This window comes from Paenibacillus sp. FSL H8-0332 (genome assembly GCF_037963835.1).
GTDB lineage: Bacteria > Bacillota > Bacilli > Paenibacillales > Paenibacillaceae > Paenibacillus_AQ > Paenibacillus_AQ rhizoplanae.
In genome coordinates, this window is sequence record NZ_CP150145.1 from 3763592 (window position 1) to 3783399 (window position 19808).

21 protein-coding genes are annotated in these 19808 nt (G+C 52.5%); 4 read left to right on the forward strand and 17 right to left on the reverse strand.

The features are described 5' to 3' along the window. Nucleotides 1–43 precede the first annotated feature (43 nt). From NST43_RS16205 to pdhA, 6 genes are all read right to left on the reverse strand, one after another. Nucleotides 44–535 (reverse strand): dihydrofolate reductase, encoded by a 492-nt coding sequence (locus NST43_RS16205; RefSeq protein ID WP_339225299.1) that lies wholly within the window; start codon nucleotides 533–535, stop codon nucleotides 44–46. Then, complete coding sequence (locus tag NST43_RS16210; protein WP_339225301.1) at nucleotides 532–1326, reverse strand: thymidylate synthase; 795 nt, start codon at nucleotides 1324–1326, stop codon at nucleotides 532–534. The genes NST43_RS16205 and NST43_RS16210 overlap by 4 nt, the downstream gene beginning before the upstream one ends. A 348-nt stretch (nucleotides 1327–1674) precedes the next feature. Continuing rightward, nucleotides 1675–3087, reverse strand: a complete 1413-nt coding sequence (gene lpdA, locus NST43_RS16215; protein ID WP_209989780.1) for a dihydrolipoyl dehydrogenase — start codon at nucleotides 3085–3087, stop codon at nucleotides 1675–1677. Between the two features lie 3 nt (nucleotides 3088–3090). Beyond that, nucleotides 3091–4743: a 2-oxo acid dehydrogenase subunit E2 gene (locus tag NST43_RS16220; RefSeq protein ID WP_209989777.1), complete on the reverse strand. Its 1653-nt coding sequence runs from the start codon at nucleotides 4741–4743 to the stop codon at nucleotides 3091–3093. Between the two features lie 106 nt (nucleotides 4744–4849). Beyond that, nucleotides 4850–5827, reverse strand: a complete 978-nt coding sequence (locus tag NST43_RS16225; protein ID WP_339225302.1) for an alpha-ketoacid dehydrogenase subunit beta — start codon at nucleotides 5825–5827, stop codon at nucleotides 4850–4852. A 15-nt stretch (nucleotides 5828–5842) separates the two neighbouring features. Then, nucleotides 5843–6910, reverse strand: coding sequence for a pyruvate dehydrogenase (acetyl-transferring) E1 component subunit alpha (pdhA, locus tag NST43_RS16230; protein WP_209989771.1), 1068 nt, complete (start codon nucleotides 6908–6910; stop codon nucleotides 5843–5845). 267 nt (nucleotides 6911–7177) lie between these two features. On the opposite strand from pdhA, the gene NST43_RS16235 reads away from it, so the two are divergent. Further along, nucleotides 7178–7909, forward strand: a complete 732-nt coding sequence (locus tag NST43_RS16235; RefSeq protein ID WP_209989767.1) for an alpha/beta hydrolase-fold protein — start codon at nucleotides 7178–7180, stop codon at nucleotides 7907–7909. 22 nt (nucleotides 7910–7931) lie between these two features. After that, entirely contained in the window at nucleotides 7932–8060 is a 129-nt protein-coding gene (locus NST43_RS16240; RefSeq protein ID WP_339225303.1) for a hypothetical protein, read from the forward strand. Here the strand turns inward: NST43_RS16240 and NST43_RS16245 are convergent. Continuing rightward, on the reverse strand, nucleotides 8046–8519 hold the full coding sequence (locus tag NST43_RS16245; protein ID WP_209990219.1) for a low molecular weight protein-tyrosine-phosphatase: 474 nt from the start codon (nucleotides 8517–8519) through the stop codon (nucleotides 8046–8048). The genes NST43_RS16240 and NST43_RS16245 overlap by 15 nt on opposite strands. Before the next feature lie 165 nt (nucleotides 8520–8684). Here NST43_RS16245 and NST43_RS16250 point away from each other — a divergent pair, with 165 nt between their 5' ends. Together NST43_RS16250 and NST43_RS16255 are read left to right on the forward strand one after the other, a co-directional pair. Then, nucleotides 8685–9326 (forward strand): thiamine diphosphokinase, encoded by a 642-nt coding sequence (locus NST43_RS16250; RefSeq protein ID WP_339225441.1) that lies wholly within the window; start codon nucleotides 8685–8687, stop codon nucleotides 9324–9326. 281 nt (nucleotides 9327–9607) lie between these two features. Further along, nucleotides 9608–10147 (forward strand): C40 family peptidase, encoded by a 540-nt coding sequence (locus tag NST43_RS16255; protein WP_339218100.1) that lies wholly within the window; start codon nucleotides 9608–9610, stop codon nucleotides 10145–10147. Between the two features lie 76 nt (nucleotides 10148–10223). Here NST43_RS16255 and NST43_RS16260 read toward each other — a convergent pair whose 3' ends face one another. The 10 genes from NST43_RS16260 to NST43_RS16305 all read right to left on the reverse strand — a co-directional run bounded on the left by NST43_RS16260 (nucleotide 10224) and on the right by NST43_RS16305 (nucleotide 19792). Next, the gene (locus NST43_RS16260) at nucleotides 10224–10976 is read right to left on the reverse strand and encodes a response regulator transcription factor (RefSeq protein WP_339218102.1); all 753 of its coding nucleotides are present in this window, start codon (nucleotides 10974–10976) and stop codon (nucleotides 10224–10226) included. A 165-nt stretch (nucleotides 10977–11141) separates the two neighbouring features. Continuing rightward, the gene (locus tag NST43_RS16265; protein ID WP_209989759.1) at nucleotides 11142–11447 is read right to left on the reverse strand and encodes a Dabb family protein; all 306 of its coding nucleotides are present in this window, start codon (nucleotides 11445–11447) and stop codon (nucleotides 11142–11144) included. Between the two features lie 16 nt (nucleotides 11448–11463). Next, complete coding sequence (locus NST43_RS16270; protein ID WP_209989756.1) at nucleotides 11464–12531, reverse strand: ThiF family adenylyltransferase; 1068 nt, start codon at nucleotides 12529–12531, stop codon at nucleotides 11464–11466. Between the two features lie 82 nt (nucleotides 12532–12613). Continuing rightward, on the reverse strand, nucleotides 12614–14170 hold the full coding sequence (locus NST43_RS16275; RefSeq protein WP_339218104.1) for an ABC-F family ATP-binding cassette domain-containing protein: 1557 nt from the start codon (nucleotides 14168–14170) through the stop codon (nucleotides 12614–12616). Between the two features lie 145 nt (nucleotides 14171–14315). Next, complete coding sequence (locus NST43_RS16280) at nucleotides 14316–15836, reverse strand: serine/threonine-protein kinase (RefSeq protein WP_339218105.1); 1521 nt, start codon at nucleotides 15834–15836, stop codon at nucleotides 14316–14318. A 127-nt stretch (nucleotides 15837–15963) separates the two neighbouring features. Continuing rightward, nucleotides 15964–17010: an SAM-dependent methyltransferase gene (locus NST43_RS16285; RefSeq protein ID WP_339225442.1), complete on the reverse strand. Its 1047-nt coding sequence runs from the start codon at nucleotides 17008–17010 to the stop codon at nucleotides 15964–15966. Between the two features lie 17 nt (nucleotides 17011–17027). Further along, complete coding sequence (locus NST43_RS16290) at nucleotides 17028–17810, reverse strand: ATP-binding cassette domain-containing protein (protein WP_339218106.1); 783 nt, start codon at nucleotides 17808–17810, stop codon at nucleotides 17028–17030. Then, the gene (locus NST43_RS16295; protein ID WP_339218108.1) at nucleotides 17810–18133 is read right to left on the reverse strand and encodes a thioredoxin family protein; all 324 of its coding nucleotides are present in this window, start codon (nucleotides 18131–18133) and stop codon (nucleotides 17810–17812) included. Before NST43_RS16295 ends, NST43_RS16290 begins: the two co-directional genes overlap by 1 nt. Nucleotides 18134–18135: 2 nt before the next feature. After that, a complete protein-coding gene (locus NST43_RS16300) occupies nucleotides 18136–18987 on the reverse strand; it encodes a deoxyribonuclease IV (RefSeq protein ID WP_339218109.1) in 852 nt (283 codons plus the stop codon). Next, nucleotides 18977–19792 carry a DNA-formamidopyrimidine glycosylase family protein gene (locus NST43_RS16305; protein ID WP_339218110.1) on the reverse strand — a complete coding sequence of 272 codons (816 nt, stop codon included), beginning with the start codon at nucleotides 19790–19792 and terminating at the stop codon, nucleotides 18977–18979. Before NST43_RS16305 ends, NST43_RS16300 begins: the two co-directional genes overlap by 11 nt. Nucleotides 19793–19808: the final 16 nt, after the last annotated feature.

Genomic DNA, 19808 nt, shown 5'->3' on the forward strand with positions numbered 1-19808 from the left:
TTTGTACTATTTCACATCTGGTGTCAGAGAAAACGCTTCATTGTCACTCCTTGCGTTCGTAAACGAAAAAACGGTAATAATACGGATTCTGCTCATTCTTGAGTCCCGATGTATTGGAGACTTCCTTCCACTGGCTCCAGTCTACCTCAGGGAACCGCGTATCGCCTTCAATCTCCGCTTCTATCCGTGTAACACGCAGCTTGTCGGCATAGGGCAGCATCAGGCTGTAGATCTCGGCTCCACCGATCACCATCAGCTCATCCTCCTTACGCCCCTCTGTCAGCGCTTCTTCCAGCGAATACACAACCTCAGCCCCTTCGGGCGCGAAGTCCCGGTCACGGGTCAGAATCAGGCTGGTACGGCCCTTCAGCGGCTTGCTGCCCAGCGACTCCCAGGTTTTGCGGCCCATTAGCATCCGCTTGCCGAGAGTCTCTGCTTTGAAATAAGCGAAATCCAGCGGCAAATGCCAGGGCATATCATTATTTTTACCAATTACGCCATTCGCGGCCATCGCCCAAATCATGGTAATGCTCATATAGCAACCGGTGCCTTGATCCCCGGATGATGGACATAGTCGACAAACTCGAAATCCTCATAGGTATAATCAAAAATGCTGTCAGGTACTCTGCGAATCTTAAGCTCCGGCAACGCATATGGCTCGCGCGCGAGCTGGGTGGCTACTTGCTCCATATGATTTGTATATATGTGCACATCTCCGCCTGACCAGATGAATTCTCCGACCGCAAGCCCCGTCTGCTGGGCAACCATATGGGTAAGCAGCGCGTAGCTGGCAATGTTAAAGGGAAGCCCCAGGAAGGTGTCTACCGAACGCATGGTAAGCATACAGGACAGCTTGCCGTCCGCTACATAGAACTGAAACACGAAATGGCAGGGCGGAAGCTTCATCTGCTCAATCTCGCCTACATTCCATGCACTGACGATATGACGGCGTGAATCGGGATTATGCTTAATTGCCTCAATCACATTCGCAATCTGATCAATATGCTGCCCGTCCTTGCTCTCCCAGGCCCGCCACTGCGAACCGTACACCGGTCCCAGCTCCCCGTTCTCATCAGCCCATTCGTCCCAAATCGAGACGCCATTCTCCTTCAAATACGAAGTGTTGGTATCCCCTTTGAGGAACCATAACAGTTCATGCACCACCGACTTCAGATGGATGCGCTTGGTGGTCATCAGCGGGAAGCCCTTCGACAGATCGAAGCGGAGCTGACGCCCGAAGACGGACACTGTACCTGTACCGGTCCGGTCACCCTTGGCTGTACCGTTATCCAGAATATCCTGCAATAAATCCAAGTAATTACGCAAGCAGTATCGCACCCCACTCTCTTTTTCTTCTACCAGTTTACCATGAGCTGACGGTCGTTGTAACTTCCCTAACGATAAAAAAACACAAAAAAACATACATTTCTCTGCCTGAATTGGGCTGACTGCCAGCTATTTCCGAACGTTCATGACAGAGACTTTCTTCATCAGCAAGTGGAAACGTCTTTGCCGTCCTTTTAAAGGACGGTACCGTTTCAGCGAGAAATAGAAGGATAAGTTATCATGTGAAACATATAATTTCTTATATTTTCAAAAAAGGATGTTCCCTGACCATCTGCATGGCTTCGGAAACATCCTCTTGAATTCAACCCGCATAAGCTTAAGCGGTTATTATTTCATTACGTGGATCGGGTGGCCTTCTACCAGCTCAGCCGCTTCCATGACGATCTCGCCAAGGGTTGGATGCGCATGGATAGTCAGTGCGATATCCTCAAGCGTTGCGCCCATTTCAATCGCCAGACCCAGCTCAGCGATCAGGTTGGAAGCTTCGATACCGACGATTTGCGCGCCAAGCACCTGATTGTTGTCGCTCTTCGCTACAATCTTGATGAAGCCTTCAGGAGCATTCAGAGACACGGCACGGCCGTTGCCTGCGAACGGGAACTTGCCGGCTTTCACCGCATAGCCCTTATCCTTCGCTTCCTTCTCGGTCAGGCCTACGCTCGAGCATTCAGGATCTGTGAATACTACAGCCGGCATTACCTTGTAATCCACAACCGATTTATGTCCGGAAATGGCTTCCGCAGCAATCTTACCTTCGTAAGAAGCTTTGTGTGCCAGGGCAAGACCCGGAACGATATCGCCGATTGCAAAAATATTAGGAATGTTAGTCCGTCCCTGATGGTCTACCTTCACCAGACCACGGTCGTCCAGCTCAACGCCGATCAGATCCAGGCCCAGTTCGCCGTCAGTGTTAGGACGACGGCCGACAGTTACCAGCAGGTACTCAGCAGTTACTTCTTTGGACTCTCCGCCTACGGAGTACTTCACAGTAACTTCCTTGTCGTTCTGAACTGCAGATTCCGCTTTGGCGTTGGTTACAATTTCAATGCCGGTCTTAGCCATATTCTTGGCCACCAGACGGGTCATGTCTTTGTCGAAGCCAGGCAGAACAGTATCCAGACCTTCGATGATTGTAACCTTGGTGCCGAATTTGGAGTACATCTGACCCAGCTCTGCACCAATGTAGCCGCCGCCGATAACGATCATGCTCTTAGGGATTTCAGGCAGATCCAGCGCTTCCGTGGAGGACAGGATGCGTCCGCCGAACGGGAATGGCTTCAGTTCAATCGGACGGGAGCCCGTTGCGATAATGCAGTTGTTGAACTTGTAGCGTGGGGATTCATGATCATTGAACAAACGGGCTTCGTTTGTGCTAATGAACATAGCTTCTCCGTTGAATACTTCGATCTTGTTGCCCTTCATCAGGCTGGTAACGCCGGAAGTCATTTTCTTGACTACGCCGTTCTTGAAGGCCTGAGTCTTGGACCAGTCTACCTTAACGTTCTCGGCAGTAACCCCGAATACTTCCCCGTGCTGGGCAGCCTCGAATTGATGAGCTGCCGAGATCAGGGCTTTGGAAGGAATACAGCCGCGGTTCAAGCACACGCCGCCGAGTTCCGATTTATCTACAATGATGACCTTCTGGCCGAGCTGGGCGGCACGAATTGCCGCCACATACCCGCCGGGACCTGCACCAATTACCAATGTGTCGATTTCGATTGAAGCATCTCCGACTACCATTAATTACACCTCCATAACTAACATATCAGGATTTGAAAGCAGGGTCTTAATGTAGTTCATGAAATTCTGTGCTGTTGCGCCGTCAATAATACGGTGGTCAAAGCTCAGGGACAGAGCCATTACAGGTGCCGCTACGATTTCGCCATTCTTCACAACAGGCTTCTCAGTGATACGTCCGGTTCCGAGAATAGCAACCTCTGGGAAGTTGATGATCGGAGTGAAGAACATACCGCCGGCAGAGCCGATGTTGCTGATCGAGATCGTGCTGCCCTTCATTTCGTTAGGGGCCAGCTTGCCGTCGCGTCCGCGCACAGCCAGATCTGTAATACTACTAGCGATCATCCAGATACTCTTGCGGTCAGCGTCCTTAATGACAGGAACGATCAGGCCGTTGTCTGTATCTGTAGCGATACCGATGTTGTAGTATTTTTTGTAGACAATTTCGTTCGTAGCTTCGTCAATCATTGCGTTAAGCGCAGGGAACTGGCGGGAAGCGGCAACGAGTGCCTTCACGATGAACGGAAGATAAGTAACCTTCACGCCCTTCTTCTCGGCTACCGGCTTCATGCGGGCACGGAAGGCTACAAGCTCCGTAACATCCACTTCGTCCATGATGGTAACATGCGGAGCAGTGTAAGCCGATTTAACCATAGCATTGGCAATCGCTTTACGGATACCCTTGAATGGTACGCGTTCTTCTTCCAGGCTTGCATTACCGGAAGCTGCAGCTGGTGCTGCTTCTTTCGCTTTGGCTTGCGGTGCTGCTGCCGCCGCTGGTGCAGATGCTGCCGGAGCCGCTGCCGCAGGGGCAGAGCCGCCCTTCAGGAAAGCTTCCACATCTTCAAGTGTGATCTTGCCGTTCTTGCCGGAGCCGTTCACCTTGGAGATATCTACGCTCTTGTCACGGGCATATTTGCGCACGCTTGGTGTTGCCAGCACTTCACGGTCAGGGGCTGGAGCTGCTGCCGCTGCAGGAGCTGTTCCTTGGGAAGGAGCTGCTGCCTGGGCACCGGATGCTTCAGCATGTCCGCCCTCCTGGTGAGGAACATCACCTTCTGCAGCAATGATAGCCACAACTTCACCTACGCGGCAGACCTGGCCGTCTTTGGTGAACACTTCGACTACAGTACCGTTGACTGGAGAAGGAACTTCCACCACCGCTTTATCATTCTGAACTTCCATAATAATATCGTCGTCAGTGATTTTGTCTCCAACCTTGATGTGCATCTTGATGATTTCCCCTTCATGCAGGCCTTCGCCCAGTTCAGGGAACTTGTATTCGAAGTTCGTTGCTCCGCCAGTAGCCGGGCTGCTGGTTGCCGGAGAAGAAGTTGTATCTGCTCCGCCTTTGGCTGCGTCAGCTTCCTGGGAAGCCTGTTCTGCCGGATGGCCGCCCTCTTGCTCAGGGATATCGCCTTCTGCATCAATAATCGCTACAACTTCGCCTACACGGCATACTTGGCCGTCCTTGGTGAAGACTTCAAGCACTGTGCCGTTGACCGGACAAGGCACCTCTACTACCGCCTTGTCATTCTGAACTTCCATTACGATATCGTCATCGGTTACTTTATCGCCGGCTTTAATATGCATTTTGATAATTTCGCCCTCATGCAGACCTTCGCCCAGCTCAGGGAACCGGTACTCAAATTTTGCCACCTTGATAACCTCCTATAAATTATATTGAGATATTCCAACAGCTCCGTCCAATAGATGACAGAAACGGGTGCCGCCCTTTATACAAGGACGGCAAGGTCGTTACTTCCTAGAATTCCATGACTTTCTTAACTGCCGCAATGACGCGTGCAGGTGTAGGAATCCAGGTATCTTCGATTTGTGCGAATGGGTAGATCGTATCAGGACCTGCTACACGAAGCACTGGGGCTTCCAGGTGCAGCAGAGCTTTTTCGTTAATCTGAGCAATGACCTCTGCGGCTACGCCAGAGCTCTTCTGCGCTTCTTGTACAACAATCGCACGGTTGGTCTTCTTAATAGAAGCAACAATGGTGTCGATATCAATCGGGCTAACGGTACGCAGGTCGATAATTTCGACTTTGATGCCGTCCTTCTCAAGCTGATCAGCCGCTTTGGTAGCAGTATGCACCATTAGACCGTAGGTAATAATGGAGACATCCGTACCTTCGCGTACTACATTAGCTTTACCAAGTTCAACGGTATATTCACCTTCAGGCACTTCTGCACGGAAAGCATGGTACAGATTCAAGTGTTCCATGAAGAATACAGGGTCATTATCGCGGATCGAAGCGATCAGCAGTCCTTTGGCATCGTAAGGGTTGGAAGGAATAACCACCTTGATCCCCGGACTCTGGGCAATCAGGCCTTCAAGGGAATCGGTATGAAGTTCAGCAGCTTTAACGCCGCCGCCGAATGGAGTGCGGAAGACTACAGGAGCATTAAATCTGCCCCCGGAACGCCAGCGCAGGCGAGCCGCCTGAATAACGATCTGATCAAGAGCTTCAAAGATGAAGCCCACGAACTGGATTTCGGCAATCGGACGGAAGCCCTGTACGCCGAGACCGAAGGCCAAACCGCCAATAGCGGACTCTGCCAGAGGTGTATCGAATACGCGTTCTTCGCCAAATTCCTTCTGCAGCCCTTCCGTTACACGGAATACGCCGCCAACATTACCAACGTCTTCTCCGAAGATAAGAACATTAGGGTCACGAGTCAGTTCAACGCGCATTGCGTCACGGATTGCTTCTTTCATATTCATCTGTGCCATTGCCTGATATCCCCCTTATTCAAAATCGGCTTTTTGTTCTTCAAGATGTTTCGGAGTTACCTCGAACATGCTGTCGATCAAGCCGGGAATGGTCATTTTTTCGGTCTGTTCTGCTTTTTTAATCTGCTCGTTTACAGTAGCTTTCGCTTCTTCTCTTACGCGCAGAGTGTCTTCTTCGGTCCAGAGGCCTTTTTTCTCCAGGTACTTGGCAAGACGGGCAATCGGATCTTTCTCATTCCATTGTCCTTCTTCTTCCTTCGTACGGTACTTACTGGCATCGTCGGACAGGGAATGCGGACGGAAACGGTAAGTTACTGCTTCAATCAGCGTCGCACCTTCACCCTTACGGGCACGTTCAGCAGCCTGCTGTACAGCAGCGATTACTGCAAATACGTCCATACCGTCGATCTTGATTCCGGGAATCCCTGCGGCAACCGCCTTGTGGGCGATGGATTTCGCTGCCGTCTGCTTCGAGAACGGAGTGGTGATGGCATAGCCGTTGTTCTGAACAAAGAAGATCACCGGCAGCTTAAAGACTCCTGCATAGTTAAGGCCTTCGTAGAAGTCGCCTTCAGACGAACCGCCGTCACCAGTGTAAGTGATCGCAACGTTCTGCTGTTTCTTCAATTTGAAGCCCATAGCAATACCGGTAGCATGAAGAATCTGTGCTCCGATAATGATCTGCGGCATAAGTACATTAACGCCTTCAGGAATCTGTCCGCCATGCTGATGTCCGCGGGAATACAGGAAAGCCTGATATAATGGAAGTCCATGCCATACGAGCTGCGGAATATCGCGGTAGCCCGGGCAGACGAAGTCTTCCTTCTGCAGAGCGAACTCGCTGCCGATCATTGTCGCTTCCTGTCCGGATACCGGTGCATAGAAGCCCAGACGGCCTTGGCGACCCAGATTGACAGCACGGTCATCCCAGGTACGGGTAAATACCATACGGTACATAATTTCTTTCAGTTGGTCGTCGGTAAGGTCAGGCATCATTTCCTTGTTGATAATTTCTCCATCCGGGGAAAGAACCGAAAGGGCCTCAACGTCCTCTGTATACACTTCATAGGGAACCTTAGTCATTATCTTCACCTCAATAAAAAAATTTGAATATCAGTGGTCTCTGTTATAGAATTATTATACACCTGTTGTATCTGTTTCGTCAAAGAAATACGCATAAAATTTATGTTTCCATAAATTTTGTATGTATAACAGGCGTTTAAATATCCTATAACAGATTAAAGGATATTTATCAAGTAAATGATATATCCCACATTCTCTGCTTGGGTATTTTTAACGTAACACTAAGTTATAAGCAAAAAATTCGACATGAAAGGCGACGATTTGACAATGAGCGAACCTGTTTTTCTGAAACGTACAATTGTGAAACAAACACTGTGGAGCGAACACCTGCAGGAAGAGCGCAAACTGCGTATCTATCTTCCCCCCGGATATAATGAAGTACTCAGCTATCCCGTCATCTACTGCCAGGATGGGGAAGAATTCTTCAACTTCGGCCGGATTGCTACCCTTGCCGGCCAGCTGATTCTGGAGCAGGATGTGGAACCCTTCATTATAGTGGGCGTCGAAGTCAACGTGGCTGTCCGCACCGCCGAATACGCTCCGTTCGGCAGCCGCTTCAAGCAGTACCTCGCATGCTTCGCCGAAGAGATTATTCCCTACATTGAACATAATTATCCTGTCCGGCGTACACCCGGGGAACGAATCGTAGCCGGTGATTCCCTTGGCGGCAGTGTCTCCCTCCACCTCGCGCTGGCCTATCCGGGATTGTTCAGCCGTGTGCTCAGCCTCTCCGGTGCTTACTATCCAGAGACCCGTGAGCTGATAGCACAAGAAGAGGATCTCTCCTGGCTTCAGATCAATATGGTTGTCGGGCTTCAAGAGAGAGACTACAAGACCGATACCGGAGTCTATGATTTCGTTGAAATGAACCGGGAGACCAAGGCAATGCTTGAATCCAAAGGAGCCACCGTATCCTACCGCGAGAAGGATGGCCAGCATCTTTGGGGTTTTTGGCAAAAAGAGCTCCCGGAATCATTACTCTATTTCTTCAGCTCCTGAAACAGCAAATAGAACCCCAAAAGTGAACATCTTACGAACTTATGTATGCGGCATGATTGACTACGCTTTCATCGCCAGACGGACGCACGGTGCCGATCCTTCAATCATGAGGACGGCAACCGGTCCGGCTGTAGCACTATGCCTGCTGTAGCTTCTCCTGAATAATCCGTTCCAGCAGCACATCACAACCGGCATTTATTAAATCATAGACCTGCTCGAAATTTCCGGTGAAATACGGGTCAGGTACTTCACGCAGCTCCTCATCAGGCAGCAGGTCCATGAAGAACAGCAGCGTCGACTGCTCACCGCCGGGAATTTTGCGCACATTCTCTCCATTGGACTTGTCCATGCAGATGATGTATTCGAATTTCTCGAAATCCTCACCGGCTACCAATCTTGCTCTCATATTCTCATAGCTGATGCCATGCAGATCAAGAATACGCCTTGTTCCTTCATGCGGCGCTTTCCCGATATGCCAGTCTCCGGTTCCTGCAGAATCTACAGTGATCTGATCCGCAAGCTGACGCTGCTCAATCTTATTGCGCAGCACAGCTTCTGCCATCGGCGACCTGCAAATATTCCCCAGACATACAAACAACACGTTAACGATCCCTCTCACCTCCTGCGATCTAGCATCCTTATCATCCATGACGGATGGGTGCAGCGAACCGCACTAACCTTATTTTAGCGTCAGCGCGGCAATTGTACAACTTTTGAAACTGCTATATACTGTTCAGGATGATGAACTTAAATGTACAACAAGGAGGGGAATCTATTGCCATCCGGGCGTATCGTAATCGTTGCAGGCGGTGAACTGACAGCGGAGTGCCTGCACTTATTAGATGAAGAAGATTTTATTATCGGGGCTGACCGGGGGGCACTGTTCCTGATTGACCATGGATTCACCCCCCAGCTTGCCGTTGGTGATTTCGATTCCGTCTCTCCTGAGTCCTTAGAGCGGATTCAGGCGGGAAGCAAGGAGACTATAAGCTGTGATCCGGTCAACAAAGACCTTACCGACAGTGAAATGGCCCTGGATCTTGCCCTGAACCTCCAGCCGCAGTCTATTCTGATGATCGGGGTAACGGGTTCCCGCATGGACCATACTCTGGCCAGTATTCAGATGATGACAAGAGCACTGCAGCGGCAGGTAGCCTGCTCTATTATGGATGCGAACAACTATATTACGCTTACGGGTTCGCAGGCGGTTGTGGAGGAACTAGGGTTTACTTATGTCTCCTTGCTGCCTCTGACTCCCGAGGTTACAGGAATTACCCTGCAGGGCTTCCAATATCCTTTGGAGAATGCCACGCTCAAGTTAGGCCAGTCTCTGGCCGTAAGCAATGTGCTGCTGGAGCGCAGTGGAACCGTTCAAATTGAGAGCGGACTTCTGCTGATTATTCAGAGCAAGGACTGAATACATAGATCTTTGGAGACATCGCTGTAACCTTTGTTTCAAAATCTTAAAGTCGGGAAACCCCTTGATATTAAAGGGTTTTTCGGCTTTTTTTGTGTAGCAAATTATCTAAATATTAATATTTTGTAACTTTTAATGCGATTTTAATAAAACGCTTACATTGTATATCCCGCCTGCATTTAGCCCCTCTATTCCATAATTTAGGTCTCCCATAACCTGCTATACTACGAATCAGACGAACGAAACTACTAGAATTCACTACATCCTTGGAGGTATACAACATGAATAAGCAACAATGGTTCAAGCAAGCAATGACAATTGGTCTGTGCACTACAATCGGGTTCAGCGCCTTACTCGCAACCGGAGCAGGAACAGCCCCTGCCTCCGCTTCAGCTGTATCCGCTGATTCTGTATCTGCCGATTCCGTATCCGCATCTGCTGCCGGTTCCAAAGTGGTTAGCTTCGGCAAAAAGTACCTGGGTACGCGTTACCAGTTCGGTGCCTCCACTTCAACTACACGTTATTTTGACTGCTCCTCCTTTACTCAATATATTTTTAAAAAATATGGGGTAGATCTGCCCCGTACGTCCGTAGCCCAATCTAAAATGGGCAAATCGGTCAGCAAAGCCAATCTGCGTGTCGGCGATCTGGTGTTCTTCTCCAGCGGAAGCCGGGCCAACGGCAAGAACGTAACCCATGTGGCTGTATATGCCGGCAATGGCAAGATTCTTCACACTTACGGCTCACCCGGCGTGACCATTTCAGATCTGAATTCAGGGAACTGGAAAAAAACCTACCTGAAATCACGCCGCGTACTATAACAGCGCGAAGTTCAAATGTAGCTTGTACCAAGAGTGTACAAATCCTAATAACCGGAGAGCTGCTTCGCAGCGGCCGTCAGCTTGTGGCCCCGCTCTCCGGTGTCCGCAGTACATATCCGGTTCCACGCACCGTATGAATCAGTTTATTCCGGCGTCCTTTATCCACCTTGAGCCGCAGATGCCGGATGTACACATCCACCACATTGGTGTCCGCATGAAAATGATACCCCCATACCTGCTGTAATATCTCAGCACGGGGACAGACTTCACCCAGATTCTCTGCCAGGTAATACAGCAGATCGAACTCCTTGGGGGTCATCTTCAGCTCTGTTCCATCCCGGCTGACCTGCCGGCGGCCGGGATCGAGGAGCAGTCCGTCCACCTTAAGCAGTGAGACCGTATCTCTACGGCGGCCTGTCAGCTTAAGTAAATTCAATATTCTGCGTTTGAACTCACCGGTATGTACAGGCTTCTCCATGTATTCGTTGCCTCCGGCATCGAAGACGGAGACAGCCGCTTCCCCCTTCATTACAGATGCGTCCCCGGATAGGACCATCACCGGCAGAATCATCCCCTCCTTCCGCACCTCCGAGACGGCTTCCCAGCCCGCCCAGCCTCCGGGTTCATCCAGCTCCGCGAGCAGAAGCACAGGCTCACCGCCTGAGAGCAATAAGCGAAGACTATCCAGGTCTTCGCTTATTGCTGTTGTCATTCCAAGGCTATGGATGGCCTCCTCAAGCCCGGCATGGCCGGAATCCCGATCGTCAGCATCAGCTTCAAGGCTATCCGGGTGCGGTCCGGGTATGTACCATGCTATCTTTTCATTCACCGGGATAGTCCCCCTCTACCAGTCTTGCACCGGCTGTGCCGCCGCAGATGATGCTTAGAATTCCCGCAAAACAAAGAGACCATTCGGGGGAATGGTCTCTTTACGGCATTAATTATAACCTTACACAAGTGGAAACGGCTTTGCCGTCCTTTTAAAGGACGGTACCTATATTTGTACGAAATCGATCTCCTGGAATGCAGCCACCTGAATGTCCCAGCGTTCTGTTACAAATGCCTGGTGCGCCGGATGATTATTGTAGGCATCATAAGCCGCCTGATCGGCGAACTCCATCGAGAAGCCGTACTGGTGCTCACACTTGGCGCTGACCTGACGCAGCACCTCGAAATTCTCCACCACCGGAATAGCGCTAAGAATCTCAGCTCCGTCCCGCAGGAAAGCTCTGGTCTCCTCCGAATCCGGAGCGGATTTCAGTGTAAATACAGCCATATGACGGATGGTTCCTTTGTTCATTGCGTTTCTCCTCCATTTAACCGAAATACCGGTGATAATAACTGCGGGCAGCAGCGATATCACTGGTTCCATGTATTAAGGCTCTCCCGTCTGCGAACACAACCATCCGGTACGGCTCCTCAGTAAAAGAAACCAGATACGGATTGCTCTCCACCTTGCCGCTAGTCAGCCTGGACAAGCGGGCGGCCGTCTCCTCCAGATCAAGACTTCTGCGGTGTGCCGGACGGATCTGCACCGTATCCCTGCCGCACAGCACATCGCTGCGCTCTGTGTTAGCCGCCGACAGATACGGATAGCTGCGTGATTCACCACAAGAGGGACAGTCCGTCTTCTTCGCCGTCTTGACGCCAATCTCCTGCTGCTCATTACGCCAGACATCGAAGGTCAGCAGCTTGCCGCGCAGCTTGTCCTTATATCCGCCGAGCAGCTTCAGCGCCTCCGCAGTTCCATTCGCTGTAACCAGCTGCACCGCTTGCGGAAGAATCCCCGCCGTATCGCAGGTATCCCCGCCCAGCGGAATCGTCCCCAGCAGACAATTCAGACAGGGGGTCTCCCCCGGCAGAATTGTATATGTGATGCCGTAACTTCCGACACAGGCTCCGTAGATCCAGGGGATGCCGTGCTTTTGCGCCAGGTCATTGATGATTAGCCGGGTGTCGAAGTTATCCGTTCCGTCCATAATCAGATCCACGCCGGGGAGCAGGCTCTCCAGCTCCTCTGCACGCACATCAAGCACATGGGCCTCGATCACAATCTCCGAATTGACCGCCATCAGCCGGGTACGGGCTGCAGCCGCCTTGGGCGTGCGCACACGGGCGTCTTCTTCCGTGTACAACTGCTGGCGCTGCAAATTGCTCCACTCCACATAGTCACGATCCACCAGTATAAGCCGTCCTACCCCGCAGCGGGCTAAGGTCTCGGCAATGCCAGTCCCCAGCGCCCCCATGCCAACGACCAGCACACTGGAGCGTGACAGCCCCTTTTGTCCTGCTGCGCCGAACGGCGTGAAGCGGACCTGTCTTGAATATCTCCCGTCCCTGCCGGCTAATGAAGCAGGAACTGGCGTGTTTTGATTAGGACCCATCTCTGAACAGCCCCCTATGTACTTAGGTTATTGGTAAAAAAACGGGAAAAGCGCAAACCTCCACTTTTCCCGGAATCCATTGTTATACGGTCTGTGCAGACCACTGCTCAACATTCCAGACCTTCGTCACCCAATCCTCGTAAAATTCCGGTTCATGGGATACCAGCAGAATTGTGCCCTTGTATTCCTGGAGCGCCCGCTTAAGCTCAGCCTTGGCCACAATATCAAGGTGATTCGTAGGCTCATCGAACAGAATCCAGTTGCTCTCGCGCATCAGCAGCTTGCACAGGCGTACCTTGGCCTGCTCGCCGCCGCTCAGCATGCTGAGCGGACGGGTAATATGTTCGTTTTTCAGCCCGCAGCGCGCCAGATGTCCACGCACTTCATTCTGGGTCAGACTCGAGAATTCATTCCACACATCTTCAATCGGTGTAATATTCTCCGCCTTCATTTCCTGCTGGAAATACGCTGAACTCAGGTAATCTCCCAGGTAGGTTTTTCCGCTGTACGTAGGGATGACACCCAGGATGGTTTTGAGCAGCGTAGATTTACCGACCCCATTGTAGCCGACAATCGCAATCTTCTCTCCGCGTTCAATCATCATATTCAGCTTGCTTGGCAGCAGCGGGCGGTCATACCCGATCTCGAAATCAACGCCCTCGAACACGGTCTTTCCGCTGGCCCGGCTCTCCTTGAACTGGAACGTAGGCTTCATCGCCTCTTCCGGCTTGTCGATCCGCTCCATCTTGCCAAGCTGCTTCTCACGGCTCTTGGCCCGGCCCGAAGTGGAGGCACGCGCTTTGTTGCGCTGGATGAAATCCTCCTGTTTTTTGATGAAATCCTGCTGCTTCTCGTAAGCATCAATATGCTGGGCCTTGTTCATCCCCGCCATCTCCAGGAATTTCTCGTAATTGGCCGTATAGCGGGTCAGCTTGGAGAACTCCAGATGATAGATCACATCAACCACTTTATTCATGAATTCCGTATCATGGGAGATCAGCATGAAGGCATACGGATATTGCTTCAGATAATTCGACAGCCAGTCAATATGCTCCACATCGAGATAGTTGGTAGGCTCATCGAGCAGCAGTACATTCGGTTTCTCCAGCAGCAGCTTCGCCAGCAATACCTTGGTCCGCTGTCCCCCGCTGAGGGAAGTAACATCCCGGTCCAGACCGATCGCCGTCAGGCCCAGTCCGTTCGCCATCTCTTCAACCTTCACATCTATGAGGTAAAAGTCACCGATATCAAGCTGCTCCTGAATGTTGCCCATCTGCTCAAGCAACAGGTCCAGCTCCTCGGGAGTTGCCTCCCCCATTTTATCGGTAATCGCCAGCATCTCGTGCTCCAGCTCCAGCAGCGGCAGAAATGCATCCTTAAGCACATCGCGCACGGTTTTACCGGCGGTAAGCAGGGTATGCTGATCCAGATATCCGTAACGGACCCGCGGCGTCCATTCCACCTTGCCGTTGTCCTTCAATAATTTGCCGGTCAAAATATTCATCAGCGTCGATTTGCCTACGCCGTTCGCGCCTACAATACCTACATGCTCTCCATCCAGCAGACGGAAAGACACATCCTTAAACAACACCCGGTCCCCAAAATTGTGGGAAACGTCTTCTACACTAAGTAAACTCATAATTTCTCCGCAAGCTCCTGTCTATATTGTAAATACTAAGAGGTCCATAACTTATAGATATCACTACATTTTAGCACACCTGCACCCTGCTCCGAAATAGAAATTAAGCCTAATTTCTGAAAAACAGCCGAAAAAACCTGAGAGGTTAACTTTTTTTCTGAAATATTCCAATGTGCTTTGCAGGAAAACCGCTACCCTTCATCGGTCCAAGCATTGCCCTGATGGCCTGAATCAGCTTGCCTTTGCTCTGAAAAGGGTCCTGCTGAAGCGGCAGGCTGCATACGCTGGCAGGCACAAGCAGAGAAGCCAGCAGCGCCGCCGTATGCTCCCCGGCCAGCGGCAGACCGATCCGCCATTCCGGCCGGGGAGTCAGACCTCTGCGGCGCAGCCAGTGCAGGGTATCCTCCAGGCGCCAGTCTGCACCTGAGGCGATCAATAACGGGAACCGGCTGCTTGTGAACATCTTCAGCGCCCCCTCACCGCCGCCGGTTCCAAGATCCAGAACAATGTAAGCATAGGCTTGATCCGGCAGCTGCGGGAGTCCGTCTGAAGGGGGAAGCTTCCAGTAGTCCACACCCATCCAGGTGAACGGTTGCTCCTGTGCCCCCTGAACACCGCTTATTTCAGAGCTCCCCGCCATTTCCTTCATGCGGTTAAATACCTGCGAACCGGGACTTCCGTCAACCCATGCCGTCCGTCCTGCAGGCGACAGGCAGCGGCTGACAGCAAGCGAGGTATGCGTGGTCCCAATCCCGGGTGACACCCCTAATACGGCCACCACTACAGCGGAATGCTGCAATTGTATGCCTTCCGCTGCCTTGCGCATTAGCGCCCGCTCATGCCTTGCATCCCCCGCACCGCCAGTCTCCAACTGCTTGAGGGCCGCTCTTACCTCCTCAGCACTGCCATACCGTTCCTCCGGATGATGCCGCAGCAGCCGTCTGATGACCGGAATCATCCGCTCCGGGAGGTTACCCTGCAGCTTCCGCTCCATCCCTGGCTGCCACGCGCTGAATTCACCGCCGGAAGCCATATACAGCAGCAGCGCGCCAAGTCCGTACAAATCCGACACCGGGCTGCTCTGCCCGCCGCCATATTGCTCCGGGGCTGCGAATCCGGCTGTTCCCAGCTTCTCCGTGTCCTCAACGGAGCCGCTCTTCAACCTGCGCGCAATCCCGAAATCAATGACCTTCAGCTCATGCTCTCCAGTCAGCATGATATTCGAAGGCTTGAGATCCCGGTAGATGATTGGCGGCTGATGGCTGTGCAAATAATGCAGCACCTCCAGCAGCTGCCGGGCATAGCTGAGGATTCGCTCTCCCGTCATTGCAGCGGGCTGCTCTGCCATATATTGATGCAGGGTGATGCCCTCAATATAATCCATCACCAGGTAGGTGTAGCCGTCAGAGTCCGGCGGGAAGAAATCCGCAATCCGCGGCAGCAGGGGGTGATGCAGTGAGATTAACAGCTCCGCTTCCGCCTGAATGGCGCCTGCACCATAACTCCCCTCCCGGATTACGCTCTCTTTAATGGCACGCAGCATGCCGGGCAGCCGTTCATCCTCCGCCAGATATACCCGGCTCATTCCACCTGTCCCTATCAGCCCGGTTACATAATAGCGCCCGCCCAGGATCTGTCCGGGACTTAGCTTTCCTGTGAATTCCATCTCTTCCCCGCCTGTTCTTATAGAATGATGTATAACGCAAAAAAAGCCCCCACTGCCCGCACCCGAACCGGCACGAAGCCGGAGGTGCAGACTGCGGGATGCTTTCCCTTAATCCTGCAAATATAATTTAATACTTAATCATATAAAGTGTAATCTCATCACGGTTGTGGAACAGCTGCTTCGCGCGCTGAATCTGCATCCGCTGGCCTTCAAACAGGGTGATAATCTCATTGATCATCGCCATTGGCTTCTTATGCATCAGCTTCACGGTAACAATTGCGCTGCCGCCCGGTGTCAGGCTGTGCAGCAGCTCTGTGACCAGCTTGGCCATCAGCTTGGGGCTCCAGCTCATATCGCAGACCAGCAGATCGAATTCATTCTCGCGGAATTTGACCTCTCCGGCATTTTTGCGCAGAATCTTGAGTGCCGGATGCTTGCGCAGGGATTCGTGCATGAGCGCCGGATCAACAGCGGTAACCTTGAGGCCGCGCTCCAGCAGGAACGAGGTCCACCCGCCCGGAGAAGCGCCGATATCGACCGCATTCTTGAAGCTGTAGAACGGAATGGCGAATTCCTTCTCCGCCTCCATCAGCTTGAATTTGGCCCGCGAGATCTGCCCATCCTCCTTACGGAAGCGGATCATGCCGCCATTCCAGCTGGACAGGTTCGCCTCCGGCCGGGATACACCGGCATACAGCGCGTCGCCGTCCGCATAGACGGAGATCACCCAAGCAGGCTCCTGTACGGTGAACTCGGCACCCAAACTATCAAGCTTGCCCTGCAGCCATTCGCGCAGCTCGCCAGGACTCTGCTCCCAGAAGGAGGACAAGCCTTTACGGACATGCAGCGATACCTTCTCCCCTTGCAGCTCCGTACGCTGGCTTAAGTATACGGCCAGCCGTTCCAGAGCCGGCAGATCGCCGTTATCCTGGAAGTCTACAGGCTGGATGTGGCGCAGGAAAATCGGCAGGTTCTGTGCCAGCCGCTGCGCTACCTCCTCCGGCTCCGCCTCAAGCGTGGCCAGGAAGATTTCTCCCGGCAGCAGCAAGGTGCTTTTCACCGCTCCGAACAGGCGGCGAAGCTCCTCTTGCGCATAGGGGGCGAAGCCATGGTTCGCCGTGCAGATATATCTCGAACTAATCTTGTCTTGCGGGGCAGTATCCTGCTCCGGCATGTCTTCCGTAAAATCGTTCAAATCGATTTGCCTCCAGAACTTATTTTAATCCAGGGACGGCCGTTGTCCCAATCAACCGTGACCGGAATGTCAAAGGTAGCCATCAGCATCTCCTGAGTCAGCACCTCTTCCTTGGGACCGGCTCCTGCCAGCTTCCCGTCACGGATCAGCGCCACATGAGTGAAGAGCGGTACAATCTCCTCCACATGATGCGTGACATACACCACTCCAACATTACGCTGCCGCAGCTTATCGATCTCGGCGAGCATTTTCTCCCGTTCATATAAATCCAGACCGGCGCAAGGCTCGTCCATAATAAGCAGCTTAGGCTCTGCGATCAGGCAGCGGGCCAGCATAGCCTTCTTGCGCTCCCCCTGCGATAATAAGCCGAACGGATGATAGGCAAGCTCGCCGAGGTTCATCTCCTCCAGCAGCGTAAGCGACTGGTCCTTCACACTTTGCGGTATAGCCTCGTAGAAGCGTAAATACGCATAGGCGCCAGTAGCGACAACCTCCCAGACAGGGTCGGTAAGCGAGAGCTTTTCCATCAGGGACGGGCCGATATAACCAATCTTCTTGCGCACCTCACGCAGATCACATTGACCGTATTTGTACCCCAGCACTTCAACCGAGCCTTTGCTTGGGAACAGGTAGCCGGTCATCATTTCCAGCAGGGTGGTTTTGCCGGAGCCGTTACGCCCCAGAATGACCCAGTTCTCCCCTTGCTTCATGTCCAGCGATACATCGTCAAGAATCTGGCTCTCTTCCCTGCGCAGAGATAGATGTTGTAAAGATATCATTATGAAGTCACTCTCCTTATGTATGCCAGCACCCGTTCTACAGAGTGTATGGAATATATGATTTCAGGCTCAGCGCTGCGGTCAGCAGACACGGCCAGCAGAGCAGGCACACTTGAGATTTGATAGGTGTTCACCAGATCAGGGAGCCTATTCACATTCCCCTCCGCAATCAAAAGACCAGGCGGAAGCAAATGCTCCGCCACCTCAATCATCCGCCGGGCTGCCTTACAGGTTCCGCATAGCGGGGTATGCAGAAACAGAACAAGCGGCTCGCCCTTCGTGGCCAGCAGCTCAAGCAGCTCCTGCTGATTCATTTCCTTCATTCTCAATCATCCCCCGCCTCAAACCAGGTCCTCACAGCAGCAATTTCCGCTCTGTGTGTGCCATCCGGTCCCTTTTCTGTTTCCATAACGATCACTTTATCAGCCAAGGCTTCCATCTTCAAAAGCTGGCTAAGCGCCGTTCCCCCGATATATCCGCTGCCGATTCCGGCATGTCTGTCCCGCCTTGAGCCGTAGGGGAACCGGGAGTCATTCAAATGCACAGCCTTCAGATTAGCCCAGTACCCCAGCCGCTCACCGCGTGCGATGAGCTCCTCCGTCTGCTCCGGATTCCAGATACCCGCAGCGTAAGCATGGCAGGTATCGAAGCAAAAGCCGATCTTCTCAGGGTAGCGGCACAGCTCACGGACCTTGACCAGCTCTTCGGGCGTCATGCCCTCATGCCCATGATTCCCTGCCATATTCTCAAGCAGCAGCTTGGTATGTCCCGTCCAGTCTGCCAGTACCTCGTTCATACATTGTATAATATTTTGATAACCCTGTAATGGCTCCATCCCGGCAAAATGTCCGAAATGCACCACAATGCCCACCGATCCGCAGGCTTCCGCTATCTCCAGATCATTGCGAAGAGAGGTAATCATCACTTCTCTGTCTCCCGGAGCAGCAGCCAGATTCGTCGGATACGGGGTATGGGCAATGGAAGCCATCCCCTGCTCACGGCAGTATTCTGCGCAGCTGCTTGCATCGCGGTAGTCTACCGGCTTCAGCTTCAGACTGCGCGGATTCTTCGGAAAATACTGAAAACATGTAGCACCGCTCTCCCTGGCGGACCGGGCAGCCTGCCCGTACCCGCCGCGTATGCTGACATGCGCCCCTATGAAGGGGCTATGCGTCATGCTGGCAATCCGGGCAATAGAATACCTTGCGTCCGGACAGCTCTATCTTCACTATCGTTCCCCCGCCGCGCAGGCAAGGCTCGCCTTCACGGTCATACACTTTACAAGCATCATTATAAGAACCGGTCACCGTGTCGCCGGTCATGAACGGCATTTCCATATACCCGCCGATTTCAGTGGCGTCCGTCAACACCTTACGCACGCTATCGTACAGCCGGGTCACTGCTTCCGGTGACAGATTCTGAACAAGCGTAGACGGAAGCAGCCGGGCTTCATAAGCAATCTCGTCGGCATAGCAGTTGCCGATTCCAGCCATTACATGCTGGTTGACCAGCAGGCTCTTCAGCGCACCGCGCCGCCCTTTGAGCAGTCCGGCGAAGCGTTCGGCCGTCATCCGGCGGTCCAGCAGCTCGGGTCCAAGCTTCCCCATTGCCGCTTCACCTTCCTTGACAGTTAGCAGATGCAGGTACCCCAGGCGCAGTCCCATGAAGTAGAGGATATGCTCACCGAATGCCAGCTCCACCTGTGTAGTACGGTCAGGACGTTCTTCCTCTGTACCATAGAACAGTAGTCCGCCCAGCATCAGATGCAGCAGCAGTCTTCGGCCGTCATGCAGGTGGAAGAGGATATGCTTGGCGCGGCGTTCCACGAATACAATTCGAGCCCCGACCAGCCCCTTCACGAATTCTTCAGTCTCCATATTAATGGTCTTTTCTCTATTTACGGTTACCCCTGTAATGGGTACGTTTATTAGATGTTGGCTAAGCAGCTTTCTGTAATTCTCCATTTCCGGCAATTCCGGCATATTGTCATCTTCCCTT